Origin of the sequence: Hanamia caeni (assembly GCF_003721595.1) — a bacterium.
GTDB lineage: Bacteria > Bacteroidota > Bacteroidia > Chitinophagales > Chitinophagaceae > Ginsengibacter > Ginsengibacter caeni.
Window position 1 is genome coordinate 197324 of record NZ_RJJR01000007.1, and the last position, 17745, is coordinate 215068.

At 39.1% G+C, this 17745-nt stretch carries 15 protein-coding genes; 8 read left to right on the forward strand and 7 right to left on the reverse strand.

Annotated features, from left to right (window positions below; all coding sequences use genetic code 11):
- Positions 1–43 precede the first annotated feature (43 nt).
- The 5 genes from EFY79_RS10205 to EFY79_RS10225 all read left to right on the forward strand — a co-directional run bounded on the left by EFY79_RS10205 (position 44) and on the right by EFY79_RS10225 (position 5338).
- The gene (locus EFY79_RS10205) at positions 44–1348 is read left to right on the forward strand and encodes a glucose-1-phosphate adenylyltransferase (protein ID WP_233577972.1); all 1305 of its coding nucleotides are present in this window, start codon (positions 44–46) and stop codon (positions 1346–1348) included.
- A 254-nt stretch (positions 1349–1602) separates the two neighbouring features.
- Positions 1603–2964: an MFS transporter gene (locus tag EFY79_RS10210; protein WP_199727503.1), complete on the forward strand. Its 1362-nt coding sequence runs from the start codon at positions 1603–1605 to the stop codon at positions 2962–2964.
- A gap of 35 nt (positions 2965–2999) precedes the next feature.
- Entirely contained in the window at positions 3000–3227 is a 228-nt protein-coding gene (locus EFY79_RS10215; RefSeq protein WP_123120608.1) for a type II toxin-antitoxin system HicB family antitoxin, read from the forward strand.
- Positions 3220–3441, forward strand: a complete 222-nt coding sequence (locus tag EFY79_RS22030; RefSeq protein ID WP_123120609.1) for a type II toxin-antitoxin system HicA family toxin — start codon at positions 3220–3222, stop codon at positions 3439–3441. Before EFY79_RS10215 ends, EFY79_RS22030 begins: the two co-directional genes overlap by 8 nt.
- A gap of 49 nt (positions 3442–3490) precedes the next feature.
- Positions 3491–5338: a glycoside hydrolase family 13 protein gene (locus tag EFY79_RS10225; protein ID WP_233577973.1), complete on the forward strand. Its 1848-nt coding sequence runs from the start codon at positions 3491–3493 to the stop codon at positions 5336–5338.
- Between the two features lie 220 nt (positions 5339–5558).
- Here EFY79_RS10225 and EFY79_RS10230 read toward each other — a convergent pair whose 3' ends face one another.
- The 7 genes from EFY79_RS10230 to EFY79_RS10255 form a co-directional block, all read right to left on the reverse strand.
- On the reverse strand, positions 5559–6914 hold the full coding sequence (locus EFY79_RS10230) for a S41 family peptidase (protein WP_123120611.1): 1356 nt from the start codon (positions 6912–6914) through the stop codon (positions 5559–5561).
- A gap of 189 nt (positions 6915–7103) precedes the next feature.
- Positions 7104–7541: an SsrA-binding protein SmpB gene (gene smpB, locus EFY79_RS10235; RefSeq protein WP_123120612.1), complete on the reverse strand. Its 438-nt coding sequence runs from the start codon at positions 7539–7541 to the stop codon at positions 7104–7106.
- A gap of 87 nt (positions 7542–7628) precedes the next feature.
- Positions 7629–8540: an acetyl-CoA carboxylase, carboxyltransferase subunit beta gene (gene accD, locus EFY79_RS10240; protein ID WP_123120613.1), complete on the reverse strand. Its 912-nt coding sequence runs from the start codon at positions 8538–8540 to the stop codon at positions 7629–7631.
- Positions 8541–8666: 126 nt separating this feature from the next.
- Positions 8667–9722 (reverse strand): class I fructose-bisphosphate aldolase, encoded by a 1056-nt coding sequence (locus EFY79_RS10245; protein WP_123120614.1) that lies wholly within the window; start codon positions 9720–9722, stop codon positions 8667–8669.
- A gap of 852 nt (positions 9723–10574) precedes the next feature.
- Entirely contained in the window at positions 10575–11930 is a 1356-nt protein-coding gene (locus tag EFY79_RS10250; protein WP_123120615.1) for a pyridoxal-phosphate dependent enzyme, read from the reverse strand.
- Between the two features lie 77 nt (positions 11931–12007).
- A complete protein-coding gene (locus EFY79_RS21585; protein ID WP_199727504.1) occupies positions 12008–12172 on the reverse strand; it encodes a hypothetical protein in 165 nt (54 codons plus the stop codon).
- A gap of 74 nt (positions 12173–12246) precedes the next feature.
- Positions 12247–13860 (reverse strand): S41 family peptidase, encoded by a 1614-nt coding sequence (locus EFY79_RS10255; RefSeq protein WP_123120616.1) that lies wholly within the window; start codon positions 13858–13860, stop codon positions 12247–12249.
- A gap of 62 nt (positions 13861–13922) precedes the next feature.
- On the opposite strand from EFY79_RS10255, the gene EFY79_RS10260 reads away from it, so the two are divergent.
- The 3 genes from EFY79_RS10260 (at position 13923) to EFY79_RS10270 (ending at position 17585) form a co-directional block, all read left to right on the forward strand.
- A complete protein-coding gene (locus EFY79_RS10260; RefSeq protein ID WP_123120617.1) occupies positions 13923–14774 on the forward strand; it encodes a BadF/BadG/BcrA/BcrD ATPase family protein in 852 nt (283 codons plus the stop codon).
- Between the two features lie 96 nt (positions 14775–14870).
- Positions 14871–16073 carry a bifunctional 3,4-dihydroxy-2-butanone-4-phosphate synthase/GTP cyclohydrolase II gene (locus EFY79_RS10265; protein ID WP_123120618.1) on the forward strand — a complete coding sequence of 401 codons (1203 nt, stop codon included), beginning with the start codon at positions 14871–14873 and terminating at the stop codon, positions 16071–16073.
- Positions 16074–16268: 195 nt separating this feature from the next.
- Positions 16269–17585, forward strand: coding sequence for a dihydrolipoamide acetyltransferase family protein (locus EFY79_RS10270; RefSeq protein ID WP_123120619.1), 1317 nt, complete (start codon positions 16269–16271; stop codon positions 17583–17585).
- The last annotated feature ends 160 nt before the right edge of the window (positions 17586–17745 follow it).

Genomic DNA, 17745 nt, shown 5'->3' on the forward strand with positions numbered 1-17745 from the left:
AATATTTTTTTAAATAATAAAATATACCTTTTAATTTTAAAACATGAAAACAATGCAGACTAATATGTGGATCAGTAAATCACTGATAGCAGTAATCCTTGGCGGAGGAGCCGGTAGCCGTTTGTATCCCCTTACACGAAGCAGAAGCAAGCCTGCGGTTCCCATAGCTGGTAAATACCGTCTGGTTGATATCCCGATTTCAAACTGCATCAACTCCAATATCAACCGGATTTTTGTATTGACACAATACAATTCGGCTTCCTTAAATAAGCACATCAAAAACACTTATCAGTTCAGCAATTTCAGCAGCGGTTTTGTTGACATCCTGGCGGCAGAACAAACTCCCGAAAGCTCTGAATGGTTCCAGGGAACAGCAGATGCGGTAAGGCAATCTTTAAAATATTTAGTAACCAAAGAATGTGATCATGTATTAATTTTATCGGGCGACCAATTATACCAGATGGATTTTGGAACGATGTTCAGAAACCACGCAAAGGAAGGTGCAGATATTACGATTGCCACTATCCCTGTTACTGAAAAAGAAGCGACAGAATTCGGCATTTTGAAAGCAGATGAAGAAAACAAGATCACTTCATTTATTGAGAAGCCTGCATTAAACCTTTTGCCCGATTGGGTCAGCGAAACCAGCGAAGAAATGCAGCGCCAGGGCAAACATTACCTCGCCTCCATGGGTATTTATCTTTTTAAAAGAGAAGTATTAATCGATCTTTTAAATAACGAGAAAAAAAATGCCACTGATTTTGGAAAAGAAATTATTCCTTTTGCTATCCAGGGATATAATGTTTGCAGTTATCAATACAGCGGTTACTGGACTGACATTGGAAATATCGGCTCCTTTTTTGAAGCCAACCTGGCGTTAACAGACGAGCTGCCGCCTTTCAATTTGTTTCATAATGAGCAAAGGGTATATACAAGGCCAAGAATGCTGCCGCCGGCTAAGTTTAGCGGCACTTCAATGGTGAACAGCATCGTATCGGATGGATGCATTGTTCATGCTGAACGTCTGGAGCATTCAGTAGTAGGCATCAGAACAAGAATCGGCTATGGCACCAAAATATACAATACGTATCTTATGGGAAGTGATTATTACGAGACGATTGAGGATATGGGCGTTGATGAAAAAAAGGGCGTTCCAAAGCTTGGCGTAGGCGATAATTCATATATCAATAATGCAATTATAGATAAAAACGCACGAATAGGAAATAATGTAAGAATCAATGGTGGTGCCCATTTACAGAATACCGACCATGAGCTATATACCGTTAAGGACGGCATTGTTGTAGTGAAAAAAGAATCTGTCATTCCGGATGGATACGTGATTGACTAGGCATAATCTGGCCGAGGATATTAGTGCAAAAGGAAAAATAAGAAGAGGAAGATTTTAAAATCTCTTCTTATTCTTCCTTTTTTCATTTGTATTTTCTTTGGGAAAACAAAATAAAACCGGGCTTTTTTGTGCGTTTACTGTAAAGCCGAATTATCTGTCATTAAATTTCCCTAATAAAAGCTAACTATCCTTTTTTGCTGTATTTTTATCAACGTGTATTTTTTACATAAAATTTATTGAAAAAACGGATTGCTATGCCTTCAATACATCCTGTACCTAAACACAGGCTCACGTTCAGACAGATTATCAATATGAGCTTTGGATTTTTCGGAATCCAGTTTGGCTTTGCGCTTCAGAATGCAAACGTTTCACGGATTTTTCAAACCCTGGGGGCAGAGGTAGATAAAATAGGATTTCTGTGGGTAGCAGCGCCTTTAACAGGATTGCTGGTACAGCCGATAATCGGCTATTTAAGCGACAGAACATGGCATCGTAAATGGGGTAGAAGAAGGCCTTTCTTTTTTATCGGCGCTGTGCTTGCTTCCATTGCGCTTTTTCTAATGCCTCAATCTACCATGCTTTGGATGGCGGCGGTTTTGCTGTGGGTGCTGGATGCCTCCATCAACATTTCTATGGAGCCTTTTCGGGCATTTGTTGGCGATAAATTAATTTCAGCCCAGCGCACTACCGGTTTTGCTACGCAAACTTTTTTTATCGGCCTCGGCGCTGTTATCGCTTCTTTGCTGCCTTATATTTTTACGAATGTTTTCAACATAAGCAATACCGCACCCGAAGGTCAAATAGGCGATTCTGTTAAATACTCTTTTTACATCGGCGCGCTTGTTTTCTTTCTTTCCGTTTTGTGGACCGTTATTTCTTCCGACGAGCTTCCACCTGAAAATATTGAGGAATGGAAGCAGGAAAAGGCACAATCGAAAGGCATATTTGCTGCCTTGCGTGAAATCAACAATGGGATTTTTTCAATGCCCAAAACAATGAGCCAGCTTGCAGTTGTACAGTTTTTTACGTGGGTTGGATTTTATTGCATGTGGCTTTATACCACAGCCTCTATTGCCCAAAACGCTTATGGCACTGTCGATACCACTTCAAAAGCCTTCCAGGATGCGGGCGATTGGGTAGGAGTAATGTTTACGGTTTATAATGGAATTTCGGCTATTGCCGCCTTTCTGCTTCCGTTGCTGGCAAAAAAAATTAAGAGAAAATATACCCATATGATTTGTCTGGTCATTGGAGGCATGGGGCTCGTATCGCTTGTATTTATTACATCTCCCCAAATTCTTTTATTGCCAATGGTAGCGATTGGCCTTGCCTGGGCATCAACGTTGACAATGCCTTACGCCATCCTCGCCGGCGCTTTACCACCTGCGAAGATGGGATTTTACATGGGCGTGTTTAATTTTTTTATCGTAATTCCTCAATTGGTCGCCTCATTTGTAATGGGCTTTTTGATAAGAGATATTTTTCATGACCAGGCGATTTATGCGTTGGTAATAGGCGGAATTTGTATGGTTGTAGGCGGAGTGATGAATTTTATTGTGGTGGATAAGGATGAGAAAGAGCAGGACGTAATTCCAATGCAGTTGGTAGTGGAGTAACATGCGGGATTTTAATTAATTTTATAAAAAAAGAAATGAATAGTTTTCGGAATTTTACTGCAATAATAGAAAAAGAGGATGATGGATATGTCTCTCTTTGTCCTGAAATCGATGTGGCCAGCCAGGGCGATACTATTGAAGAAGCGAGGAATAATCTGAGGGAAGCAATCGAATTATTTTTTAAATATGCTTCGGAAGAAGAAATTCGCACAAGATTAAAAAGTGATTTTTTTATAACAAATATGCAAATCAAAGTTGGGTAAACTAAAAGTACTTTCTGGCAAACAAGTTTGTAAAATCTTATCTCAGAATGGTTTTATCTTAGTCCACCAGAAAGGAAGTCATATAATTATGCAAAAGAAAACGGCCAATTCTACGATCACTGTTCCTGTTCCAAATCACAAGGCAATCAGAATTGGAACTTTACAATCTATAATCCGGCAATCCGGTATTTTGCGTAGCAATTTTGAATTGTAACATTTTACTTTTTTTCAAACCAGCTTTTTCGTTTCTAAAACTATTGCTTGTGAAAAAAATATTTTTCCTCCTCTCTTGCTTCCTTTTCTCCAATCTTTTTGCCCAAAATAATTCCTTCCAATGTTATCCTACGAATTGGTGGACAGGGATGAAATGGAACCATGTGCAAATTATGATTTATGGAAAGGGCATAGGTAACGCTACCGGCTACATGATAAACTACCCGGGCGTTACGTTAAAAAAGTCACATCGTGTTGACAATATCAATTATGAATTTCTTGATATCGTGATTGCGCCATCCACAAAGCCGGGCATTTTGAAAATTCACGTAAAGCAGAAAGACTCTTCATTCGTGATTAATTTTCCGATAAAAAAAAGAAGACCAGGTAATGGAAATTCTTTTGCGCAAGGCGTTACTTCTAAAGATTTTATTTACCTCATCATGCCCGACCGGTTCAGTAATGGCGATACCACCAATGACCGGATCGCCGGAATGCGCGATCAGAGCTTAAATCGCGATACAGTGTTTATGCGACATGGCGGAGATTTGAAGGGAATTGAAAATCATCTCGATTATTTGAAATCACTTGGCGTTACTGCGCTCTGGCTTAATCCCGTGATTGAAAATGACATGCCCGAACGCACAGAACACGGATATGCATTTACCAATCATTATAAAATTGATCGGCGCCTTGGCGGTGAAAAAGCGTATCACAGTTTGGTAAATGCCGCTCATGCAAAAAATATGAAAATTATCCAGGACGCGGTGTATAATCATATTGGGAGTTACCATTTCACCGTGCTTGACCCGCCGATGAAAACCTGGCTGCATCAATGGCCCGACTATACGAATACCAGCTATAAAGACCAGGTTCTTTTTGACCCGTACGCAAGCGATAAAGAAAAAAAGATCATGCAGGACGGCTGGTTTGTTCCTTCCATGCCCGACCTGAACCAGGGAAATCCTTTCGTGGCTAATTTTTTAATTCAGCATGCGCTGTGGACGGTAGAAGAATTTGGAATTGACGGGTGGCGTATTGATACTTACATTTATAATGATCTTGATTTTATGAACCGGTGTAATAAGGCGCTGATGGACGAATATCCGAAGATCACCATGTTTGGCGAAACATGGGTACACGGCGTTTTGAATCAAAGCTATTTTGTACAAAATAACTTCAACATTCCCTACAAAAGCAATTTGCAGGCGGCTACTGATTTTCAGACTTTGTGGGGAATAACAGATGCCATGACAAAAGATTTTGGCTGGACGGAAGGCGTGAATAAGTTGTACACAACACTTGCACAGGATTTTGTTTATAAAGACCCGATGCGCAATGTAATTTTTTTAGACAATCATGACCTGTCGCGTTTTTATTCGGTGGTGGATACCAATATGCTGAAGTATAAAGCTGCGCTGGCGTGGCTTTTCACCTGCAGGGGCATTCCGCAGATTTATTATGGCGATGAAATCGGGATGCAGGGGTTTACTACTCCAAACGACGGCCATGTTCGGCTGGACTTTCCGGGAGGATGGGCTTCAGATGGTTCCGATAAATTTACAGAAGCCGGCCGCACAGTAAATGAGCAAAAAATCTGGATTTATATTTCCACGCTGACGAATTTCAGAAAAAATTCTTCTGCAATTACTACGGGAAAGATGATGCAGTTTGCGCCGGTAAAAGGCGAATATGTTTTCTTTCGATACGACAGTAAACAAACAATTATGACCATTTTAAATACTTCGAAAGAGAACGTAAATATTTCTATAAAAAATTATTCTGAAAGAACAAATGGCTTTTCCAAAATGAAAAATATTATTACCGGTGAAATCTCGCTATTGGAGGATTTTTCTATGAGCCCGATGGAGAGTGGTGTATGGGAGTTGGAAAAATGATGGGTGGAGGTTTTGAATTTTTAAACACTATTTTTTTCGTGAAGAAAAAAGATTTTGCAGTAAAGCAACAAATAACCGGGATTTTATTTTACCGTTAACGATATGCCACTATCATGCAAAGTTGCTGAGAGGCTATAAAAAGTAACGGTTATGTACAGGTCCGGCTTATGCTACATTTCCCTTGCTACCAGACCTGCGCCAGAGAGGATGTAAGCGGCTATTATTTCTGTCTTGCTATTTTAATTGCAAAATTTAGTTGTACATCTTTATTTTCAATAATATCACTAATATTTGGTTTTACAATATAATCTGGAATAATTCCTCTGTCTCTAAACTTTTCCTTTTGTACAGCCATAATATATTTAGTTGTCGGTATAGAAATAGTAATTTTAGAATTTGGCAAAGTCGTGTCAACAAATTTTCCGGATGTGTTTCCATAATACCCTCCTCCAGTTTCTTCTCCGATGAATTTTCCTCTTTTATTGCTTCGTGCTATTGAACAAAATTCGGCTGTCGCAGAAAAGCTCAAGCCATTTATTAAAAAGAACACTTTTCCGGTAAAGTTGTTTTCATTTGGTATTTGTGTTTGTAAATTAGGATGTTCTTCTGCTGTTAATTTTCGTTTAGTTGTTTCTAATGATGCATAATACCTAAAATTTTTATCAGTCAAATAAGAATAAAGTAAGGAACCATATATATCTCTGCCTCCGCCATTTCCTCTTAAATCAATTATCAATTTATCAATTCTTTTTTCTTTAATTTCTTTGAATGCGGATTGAAGAAAAGTAGGAAAATCTTCTTTATTTTCTGATAGTTCTTGATAAATGAATGTCTTAATAGTAAGTAGGGCGATTTTATGTGAAGGGAAAGAAAGTTGAAGATTTTTTTCTTGCGGCAAATTATTTTTATCACATTCGATATTCTCCTTCAATTCTGAATTAACTATCGTGCTATCGATTTTTCGATTTTTTTCTTTGTATTTAATATTAAAAAATGACTTTTGTCCATAAACCATATTATAGTAAAACCAAAAAGTGTTGCTTAAGATATAATATTTTTTAGTTTGGATAGCGCCATCAGAAACTATATATTGGAAAAGATTTTTCCTGATAGTATTAATTGGAATTCCGTTAATACTTAATATTTGTGTTCCCGGCACCAAGTATGTTTTTTTGCTGCAAACGACAAAAGCATTATTTCTTATAAATTTGAGTTGCAACGGAAAATATGTTTCATATTCATCGTAATATTTTCTGAACTCGTCTGAAGGGCTACAGTACAAATGTCCATCTTCAAGTGAACTTAAGAGAAACTTTATTATAGAATAAAACTTTACTTCTGTTGTTGTTTGATTAATTTCTGAATAACAACTATCAAATAATTTATCTATTGTTTTTTTGTCGTTGTACCGATACAGAGAAGGATAACTTTGTTTTAATGCGGTTTTGAACACAAGGAAGTCTTTTTTGAAAAGCGAAGGGTCAATAATCTTTAAGCCGTCATTAATTGACTGGCTAAAAGAAACTGCATTACAAAATATTAAAAAGAAAACTATTGTAATATGTTGTCTTGTCATTGATGTGCTAATTAGTCGCGTTCAAATAGCCGCTTACTTGCTAATTTAGTTATAATATGCTATAGCTTTAAAAAATTGCATTTCATAATCATAATGTACCGTTATCAATTCCATTTTGTCATTAATGAAATAACTAAACATGATTTCGTGTTGCAGTAATAAATAATGGTGATTATTTATTACTGCTTATCAAATCCCATACTTCCTTTTGATATCCCGGTCGGCTTCTCTTGATTTGATGGTTTCTCTTTTGTCATAAATTTTCTTTCCTTTTCCAAGGCCGATCTCGATTTTTGCAAAGCCGCTTTGCGAAAAAAATATTTTTAGCGGAACAATTGTGTAACCCTTCTCTTTAATTTTGTTTTCGAGCTTGCGCAATTCCTTTTTCTGCAATAATAATTTGCGCTCCTGCATGGGTTCATGGTTATAATGCGTACCAAAGTTATATTCAGAAATATGCAGGCTTTTTACATACAATTCCCCTTTATTAAAAATGCAATAGCTGTCGTTAAAGCTGGCCTTACCTGCTCTTAACGATTTTACTTCTGTTCCGGATAATACTATCCCCGCAACATATTTTGTTTCTATATTGTATTCGTAATAAGCTTTTCGGTTTCTGATATCCATTGTAATGAATGGTAGTGAGTGGTGAATGGTGAGTCGTGAGTTGTGATTATTACGATTCACGCTTGCCTTTCCCGATCCCCTTTCTTGCTAATGACTGAATAAAATCAGAAGCTGTTTCAGCTTTTCTCTTAAATCTTTTCTTGAAACTATAAAATCAAGGAAGCCATGTTCAAGCAAAAACTCACTTCTCTGGAAGCCAGGCGGAAGGTCTTTTTTAATCGTTTCTTTAATCACGCGGGGACCAGCAAATCCGATTAGGGCGCCCGGTTCGGCCATGATGATGTCGCCAAGCATCGCAAAAGATGCAGTGGTTCCACCAAATGTTGGATCAGTACATAGAGAGAAATATGGGATCCTGTTATCAGTGAGCAGGGATAATTTTGCGGAAGTTTTTGCGAGTTGCATCAGCGAAAAAGCGCTTTCCATCATCCTGGCGCCTCCGCTTTTGTTGATGATCATAAAAGGAATGGAATGTTTTACACAATAATCGCACGCTCTCGAAATTTTTTCACCCATCACACTTCCCAGGCTTCCACCAATAAATTCAAAATCCATGCTGGCAATCACGATATCGATTTCGTGAATTTTTCCATGCGCTACGGTGATGGAATCATGAAGGTTTGTTTTGGCATACGCTTCTTCCAGCCTTTTGGAATAAGGCTTCAAATCCACAAACCCGAGCAAATCCTTTGATTTAATATTGGCAAAAAGTTCTTTGTAGCTGCCTTCGTCAAATAATATTTCAAAATATTCAGCGCTTCCTATCCTGTGGTGGTACTCGCATTTGGGGCATACAAACAGGTTTTCTCTTAATTCTGTAACGGTACATGTATACCGGCATTGCGGGCATTTGGTCCACAAGCCATCGGGTGGTTCTTTTTTATCCTTTGTTGAAGTGGTGATTCCCTTTATCTTTCTCCTAAACCAACTACGCTTTATTTCTTCCGCCTCACCTTCTTCACCCGCCAGATTAGCATCGAAATCTTCGTCTTGTTTCATTTATATTTTTTTGTAAATCAATACTGATTTCCCTAAATAACGCCATCCGAATTTTCTCCAAAACCTGAAAGGCCTGCTACGGTTATTGCCAGGCAGCAAGCCTTTATTAATACAACATACATTTTGCTAAGCTATCGTAATGCTTTCATCCAAATATACATCCTGCGAAGCAATTAATAATTCCACGCCTTCTTTAAATGGCCTTTGAAAAGCCTTTCTTCCCATAATCAAACCCATTCCGCCCGCACGTTTATTAATAACAGCCGTTTCAACTGCTTCTTTTAAATCAGACTCCCCGCTGCTTGCGCCGCCGCTGTTAATCAAACCAATCTTTCCGCTATAGCAGTTTAACACCTGGTAACGGCACAGATCAATTGGGTGGTCTGATGATAAATTTTTATACACCAGGGGTGAAGTTTTTCCGTATTTTACCGCATTATAGCCTCCATTGTTGGTAGCCATCTTTTGCTTAATAATATCAGCCTGTAAGGTTACTCCAATATGGTTTGCCTGGCCGGTAAGGTCAGCGCTGGTAGAGTAATCGGTTCCGTTTACTTTGAACCCATCGTTGCGAAGATAGCACCATAGGATAGTACACATGCCTAATTCATGGGCCAGTGCAAATGCTTCGCTTACTTCCTGCAATTGGCGGGTGCTCTCTTCACTTCCCCAGTAAACTGTAGCGCCTACGCCAACAGCTCCCATATTATAAGCCGTTTCAACTGAGCCATACATAGTTTGGTCAAATTTATTTGGGTAGCTTAATAATTCATTATGGTTCAATTTCACAATAAATGGAATCTTATGCGCATATTTTCTGCTTAAAATTCCTAAAACGCCAAAGGTGGATGCTACGCCATTGCAACCTGCCTCAATAGCCAGCTTTACTATGTTTTCGGGATCGAAATAAATGGGATTGGGAGCAAAAGAGGCTCCGGCACTATGTTCAATCCCCTGGTCAACCGGGAAAATGCTGCAATAGCCTGTGCCGCCTAACCGGCCATGATCCAATAATTGTTGCATGCTGCCAACTACCCGGTTGTTACGGTCGCTTTGTACAAAAATATCATCAATGTACGAGGGAGAAGGAAGCGTTAGTGTTGATTTGTCTACTTTACATTTGTGGTTTAAAAGGTCTTCCGCTTTGTCGCCTAAAATATCCGCGATCTTTTTTGATGCCATTGTTTAAGTTTTAATTTTCGCAAAAATAGGAAATTACGCGCTTAACCTGATTTTGGTTAAAAAATAGCAGCGTCGCTAATATTCAGCTTATGACTTTGAGAAAGGGATGAAACATTATCTACTCATTTCAATCTGGCTTTAATACCAGCTTAATATTCGCCATCTGCAATTCTCATTAATCTTTAAGCAATAATCGGGTGAGTTTGCCCATTAGGTATAGATATTAAAAAAAACTTCTGCAATCAATCGACTGCAGAAGTAAATTTTTTACTGCCTAAGCAGTTCCTCTGGGATGTTTACCGGGTAAGTTAGCCGGATTTTAGGTTTTTACAAGGATAAGATTCAGTTCTCCCAGTTTTTTCGGACGGTTTTCATAAGATAAATTCGGATTTGAAACGGGTAACATTTCAAAAAAACGGTTTTTGATTTCCTCTTTAATTTCATCAAAGAGCGGATATTGGAAAAGTTAGAAGTTGACTGATATCGGATTTTCCGGTTTTCAAAAGGAATTTGGATAGATTCTGTCTTTAATTGGATATTGGATATTTTTGATTAATGCCTGTCGCAACATCAATCAACTTCTTATGCAAAGATAATTACGCTCACATTTCCATGAAAGAGCATTATTGACCATTTTTTGAAGATATAGAAATACGGTTAAAATCGTAAATGACGCAAAACTTATCCGTATTACTGCGATTTTATCCGCAAGTATTTTTACGATTTAATTTATTTAGCAGACTGATTATAAGTTGATTATGGTCTTTACGTGAACTTTTATACACAGGTAAAAATTAAATTACAATTATTTATTTATTCACTGTTTAAAGTGTTTATCGTACAAGTTAAACGCTATTTTGCCAGACTCTGGATAATGTCATACTTAGTAACAATATGATAGTTGCCGGATTCATCTTTACTCAGTACGGCGCCGTTATGTTTTGATATTAATTTGCTCAACTTTCCAACCGGCATCGTAAACGGAACCACCGGATATTCGGCTTCCATTACGGAAAAAATTTTTTCTTCCTTAATGCGATGGTCGGATAAGATTTTATTAAACAATCCTCCTTCACTCAACGATCCCACCATCCCTTCCTCGTTCATTACGGGGATGTTTTCAATATCATATTTGCTCATCAGGTTGATGGCTTCAGATACCGGCTGCTCAGGATGAACGGTAATTAACTTTTGGCTTCCACGCCCCGACACCAGGTCTTTAAACGTTTTCACTTCCAAAAAGCCCCGCTGCATCATCCATTCATCATTGTATATTTTACCCACGTAGCGGCTTCCATGGTCGTGAAAAATGCAGACAACCACATCTCCCTTTTTTAGCCGGTCTTTTAGTTGAAAAACTCCCTGCAAACAGCTTCCGGCGCTGTAGCCAATAAACATTCCTTCTTCTTTTGCAATACGGCGGGCCATTACGGCGCCATCCTTATCGGTCACTTTTATGAAGTCATCAATGTATTGCATATCAAAATTTGCGGGAACAAAATCTTCCCCAAAGCCTTCGCTGATATAAGGGTATACTTCTGTCTCGTCAATTTCTCCTGTATCAAAGTATTTTTTCAATAAAGAGCCATAACTATCTATTGCCCAAACCTTAATATCAGGATTTTTTTCTTTTAAATACTTGCCGGTCCCCACTATGGTTCCTCCGGTTCCGCTTGCCACAACAAGATGCGTTACCTTTCCTTCAGTCTGTTCCCATATTTCGGGCCCTGTTTGTTCATAATGCGCCAGGCGGTTTGCCAAATTATCGTATTGATTTACATACCACGAATCAGGAACTTCTTCGGCTAATCTTTTTGAAACGGAATAGTAGGAACGCGGATCTTCAGGCTCTACATTGGTAGGGCAAACAATTACCTCGGCCCCAACGGCTTTCAATATGTCAGCTTTTTCTTTGGATTGTTTATCAGTAGTGGTAAAAATACATTTATAACCTTTGACGATTGCCGCCAGGGCGAGCCCCATTCCTGTGTTGCCGGATGTGCCTTCAATAATGGTACCGCCGGGCTTAATTTTCCCTTCCTGCTCGGCTACTTCGAGCATTTTTACCGCCATGCGGTCTTTAATTGAGTTGCCGGGATTGAAATATTCCACTTTTGCCAATACGGTACATGGCAAATCTTTAGTAATTTTATTGAGCTGAATAAGCGGAGTGTTTCCTATCGTTTCCAGGATGTTCTTTTTCCACATAACAATTTTTTTGGCTAAAGATAAAAAATTTAGTGCAGTGGATTTAGAAGAAAGGCTTTCTAATTTATGTGAAGGAACTATTTTTTCTTTGGCTTTTCAGATTCTGTTTCTTTCTTGTTATGAGTTATATCATCACCTTTAAACTCCTGTTCTTCGTTTTTGCGGCTGTCAAGGTTGTCTCGTACATCGGGCCGGGAGGTGTTTTTACCTTGCGGAGTTTGCGGCTTTTTATTTGTATTCATGGTACTTGTTTTTAATAAAAGCGCTTAAAAACTATGCCATAAACATGGGAATTATAGTAAATGAAAGCGTGAATTTATTTTGCTGATAAAATATCTTTCATTGGTTTCATTAATTGCAATGCCCTCTGAACGGTAGAATCAAACTGGTTGTTTACTTCGTAAAAGCCTTCCGTACGCCATATCTCCCGCGCGGTCAATACTTTAATTTCGCGTTTGAGCATGGCATTTACCCTGGGATTTTCAACAGATAAATGAATTGAATCGTTTTGGGCATAATTTTTTAAATCGCGGAGCATTGAATCGCTAACCTGGAATTTTTGTTCAAATTGCCGGGGAGAAGTAAATTGTTTGAACTCCTTTTCATTTTTCAGGTAATTCTTATAAACAAATTTCGAGAGCGTTCCCTTCATCATGGCATGCATCACTTCTTTGATAAACAGAGAAGTGTCGTAAGGAACAAAAATATCCGGTGTAATTCCACCTCCTCCATATAAAACTTTCCCTGAAGCAGTCTGGAATTTCTTTTCATCGGTATGCTTAATTGAATCAGCAAAAGTCATTTCTCCTCCCTTAAAGCGCCTTACCAAATCGCTATCATACACGGCAATTCCATCCTTATACGATTTTTGGATGCTTCTGCCAAGAGGTGTAAAATACCTGGCAACCGTTAACCTGAGGCCCGATCCGTCGCTTAGCTCAAATTGCTCCTGCACAAGCCCTTTCCCAAACGTGCGCCTGCCAACTATGATGGCGCGCTCCCAGTCTTGTAAAGCCCCGCTTAATATCTCACTCGCCGAGGCCGTTCCTTCATTCACCAATACAATAACTTTGCCTTTTTCAAATAAACCCTCTTTTTGGCAACGATAATCTTTCCTGGGAGAATGTGCACCTTCTGTATAAGTAATTAATTTATTCTCATTCAAAAATTCATCTGCGATATTGGTTGCCTGGGTAAGAATTCCTCCTCCGTTGTCGCGTAAATCAAGAATCAATCCTTTCATCCCTTTCTTCAATAAGGATTCCATAGAATTCATAAATTCTTTATAGGTTGTCTCTGAAAACTTATTCAGCCGGATATAACCCACCGTGTCAGCAATCATATAAGCTGCATCCAGGCTATAAAGCGGAACCGGCCCGCGAACAATCTTAAAATTTTTTTCTTCACTATTTCGATACACTGTAATATTTACAGGCTGGCCGGCATCGCCATCAATTAACTTTCTTAGTTTTTTAGCTGAAATATCGTTTCCCGCCACTACAGAATCACCTACTTTAATTAGCTGATCGCCAATCAGCAATCCCGCAGTTTCAGCCGGTCCTTTGGACAACACGTTTACCACATTAACCGTGTCATTTATAATGTTAAATTCTATTCCTATGCCGAAAAACTGCCCTTCCAAATCTTCGTTTACCATTTTCAGCTCCTGCGCCGGCAAATACACAGAATGAGGATCAAGCCTGGAAAGTATGGTTTGAATGGCAAGATCTCCCAAAGAATCCATGTTCTCATTATCTACATATTTCCTGTTTATCAAATCAAGCACCTGCGTTACCGGCTTTTCTCTTTCTATATAAAAAATCCCATTATCAGGCATGTTCCCGTTGATCCTGTAGCCGATAAACATACCTGCAACCACACACAAACTAAGCAACAAGGGAAGCCAAACCTGTAATTTTTTATTACGCATACTTATGATTGTTCTATTTTTATTTTTAAGAAGTTGCAAATTTCCTCAATAAACACGATAAAATGATACCTTCTATAAAATTGATTGCTGACAGTGGATCCACAAAAACAGAATGGTGCCTGATAAAAAACAAGGCTAAAACTTTGTTTACTACCCAGGGCCTGAGCCCTTATTTCGTAAATGAGGCACAGGCTGAACAAATCTTAAGTAATGAAGTGATCCCCATGCTAAAGCGCAATAAAATAGATGAAATATTTTTCTATGGGACAGGTTGTAAAAATCCCGCCAACATTCAAATGTTTAAAAAAGTATTTAAAAAAGTGTTTCCGGGGGCCAAAGCTACCGTTGATAACGATTTGTCAGGGGCAGCAAAGGGATTATGCGGAGACGAAAAAGGAATCGCCTGTATTTTGGGAACCGGGTCAAACTCCTGTTTTTATAACGGAAAAAAGATCGTCAGGAATAGCCCGGGTCTGGGATTTATTTTAGGCGATGAAGGTAGCGGGGCGTATCTCGGCAAAAAGGTGATTCAGCACTATTTATATAGAATTTTTGATAATGAGCTAAGAGAAAAATTTGATGCGGCGTTTCAAACTTCAGACAATGAAATACTTGAATCGGTTTATAAAAAGCCGCTTCCTAATCGTTACCTTGCCTCTTTTGTTGCCTTCCTGGTAAAAAATCGCGGCCATTATATGATTGAAAACATTATCGAAGACGGCCTTAACGATTTTTTCTTCACCCACGTTATCAGCTATAAAGAAAGTCCAAAATTGCCAATCCATTTCACGGGGGGCATCGCTTATGGGTTCAGGGAAGTGGTAGAACAGCTTTGTTTAAATTATGATTTGCAACCGGGTAATTTTTTAAGAACGCCGATGGAGGGTCTTATTAAATATCATCAAAAAAAATAAAATCATCCCGTAATACATCATTGTTCACTGTTAATATTACGCATTGCGAAAAATGCGGATTTTTAAATGATTTAACTTTGCTTATAAAAAAAATTTATGCTCGATAAGATAGAAGCAGCTATTGAAGATATTAAAAAAGGCAAGCTGGTGATAGTAGTTGATGACGAAGACCGCGAAAATGAGGGCGATTTTGTGACTTCGGCAAAAAATGTAACACCTGAAATAATTAATTTCATGAGCAAACATGGGAGGGGATTGATTTGTTTGCCCTTGTCAGAAAAAAGATGCGATGAACTGATGCTTGATTTAATGGTCAATAAAAACACTGCGCTGCATGCTACGCCGTTTACCGTCAGTGTGGATTTATTGGGCCATGGTAACACCACAGGAATTTCTGCGCATGATCGTGCCAGAACGGTGAGAGCAATAATCGACCCGGATACCAAGCCTGAAGACCTTGCAAGGCCGGGCCATATTTTTCCTCTTCGCGCTAAAAACGGTGGCGTTCTTAGACGGGCCGGCCATACAGAGGCAACCATTGACCTGGCCAAATTAGCCGGGCATGAACAAGCAGGCGTATTAGTGGAAATAATGAATGAAGATGGTACGATGGCGCGTTTGCCTCAACTCAGGGAAATTGCAGACAAGCATGATCTCAAATTAATTTCTATTAAAGATCTCATCGCCTATCGTCTGGAAAAAGAGACATTGATAAAAGAAGATGTAAGAGTGAAAATGCCCACAAAGTATGGTGAATTTGAACTCATTGCTTTTACGCAGTTAAACACCGGCGAAGTACACATGGCGTTAAAGAAAGGTGATTGGGAAAAAGATGAGCCGGTTTTGGTAAGAGTGCATTCCAGTTGCATGACTGGTGATATCCTCGGCTCGCTCCGGTGCGATTGTGGCGATCAGTTGCACAATGCTATGAAGATGGTTCAAAAAGAAGGCAAAGGATTAGTGCTTTATATGAACCAGGAAGGGCGCGGCATTGGCTTGCTGAATAAATTAAAAGCGTATAAGCTGCAGGAAGAAGGAATGGATACGGTAGAAGCCAACATTAAATTAGGCTTCTCGATGGATGAAAGAGATTATGGCGTTGGCGCACAAATTTTGCGATACCTTAATATTTCAAAATTAAAACTCATAAGTAATAATCCCAAGAAGAGAGCCGGACTGCTCGGATACGGACTGGAAATTGTAGACACCGTTCCTATTGAAATTTTGCCCAATAAATACAATGAGAAATACCTGCAAACAAAAAGGGATAAAATGGGGCATACGATTTTGAGTAAATAATTAGAATAGTTTAGACAGTTGAGAATAGTTTAGCAGGTTTAGCCTAAACCATCTAAACCCCTAAACCTTCTCAGCTCCCAACTCCCAACTTTCAACTCTCACCCTCTGACTTTCTCACCTCCCACCTTCTCACTCTCTAACCAAATTCCCTTATTTTTGATTGAAATTTATATGCTATCATCTTAAAATATTTTTATGAGCACTATAGACCTGATAATGCCTAAACTGGGAGAAAGCATCATGGAGGCCACGATTTTGAAGTGGCATAAAAAGCCAGGTGATAAGGTAGAAACGGATGAGACTGTGCTCGATATTGCCACTGATAAGGTAGATAGCGAAGTGCCTTCAACTACAGATGGAATTATTACTGAGGTTTTATATAAGGAAAACGATGTGGTTCCTATCGGAGAGGTGATTGCTAAAATTGAAACCTCCGGAGAGGCGCCTGAACCTGAAGAAAAATATTCCAATCACCAGGAACATGAAGAGGCTGAAATAATGGAAGAAGTCCCTTATCAGCCTGAAGAAAAGAAATCAGTAAGCAATGCAGGGTCCGGTATGCGGTTTTATTCTCCTCTGGTCTTAAACATTGCTTCCAGCGAGGGAATTTCGATGAGCGAATTAGAAAATATGGAAGGCACGGGACAGGACGGAAGAGTAAGCAAAAAAGATATTTTGGCCTACCTGGAAAAAAGAAAAAATGCGCCGCGGCAAAAAGAGGATAAGAGCTTTCAATCTGCACATGTTCACGAAGTGCCGGCTACCACTCAGCGGCAGGATTTTAACGCAGCTGTTTATTCCGGAAACGTAGAGATTATTGAAATGGACAGAATGCGGAAGATGATTGCGAAGCACATGATTGACAGCCAGAATACAAGTGCCCACGTCACAAGTTTTTCGGAATGTGATGTGACTAATCTTGTGTTATGGCGTGAAAGAAATAAAAAGGAATTTGAAAAAAGAGAAGGAGAAAAGATAACATTCACGCCGCTTTTCATTGAAGCTATTATCAAATGCATTAAGAAATATCCGCTCATCAATAGCAGCGTTGATGGTGACAGAATTATTATTAAAAAAGATATCAATATTGGAATGGCAACTGCAATGCCATCCGGAAATTTGATTGTTCCGGTTATTAAAAACGCCGATCAACTCAATTTAACCGGACTCACCAAACAAGTGAATAATCTGGCCAATGCTGCGAGAAATAATAAATTAAACCCGGATGATACTGCTAACGGAACATTTACTGTCACCAATGTGGGCACATTTGGAAGCATTATGGGCACACCTATAATTAACCAGCCCCAGGTTGCCATACTTGCTGTAGGCGCTATAAAAAAACGCCCGGTGGTTATCGAAACCGAGCAGGGTGATAGCATCGCCATCCGCCACATGATGTTCATTTCTATGAGTTATGACCACCGCATTATCGATGGCGCTTTAGGCTCTACATTCTTAAATGCAGTTGCAAAAGAGCTGGAAAATTTTGATGGAAAAAGAGGGTTTTAGCGTCCGGCACCAAAAGGCACAGCGGTCGGCACCGGACGTCCCGCCGTTAGGAAAGTCCAGTGAACAAGCTAAATAGTTGAGATTTAATTTTAAGACTCTCAACTTACAACTCCCAACTCTCAACTTACAACTTTTCCTGTTAATACCTTCTTTAAAATTC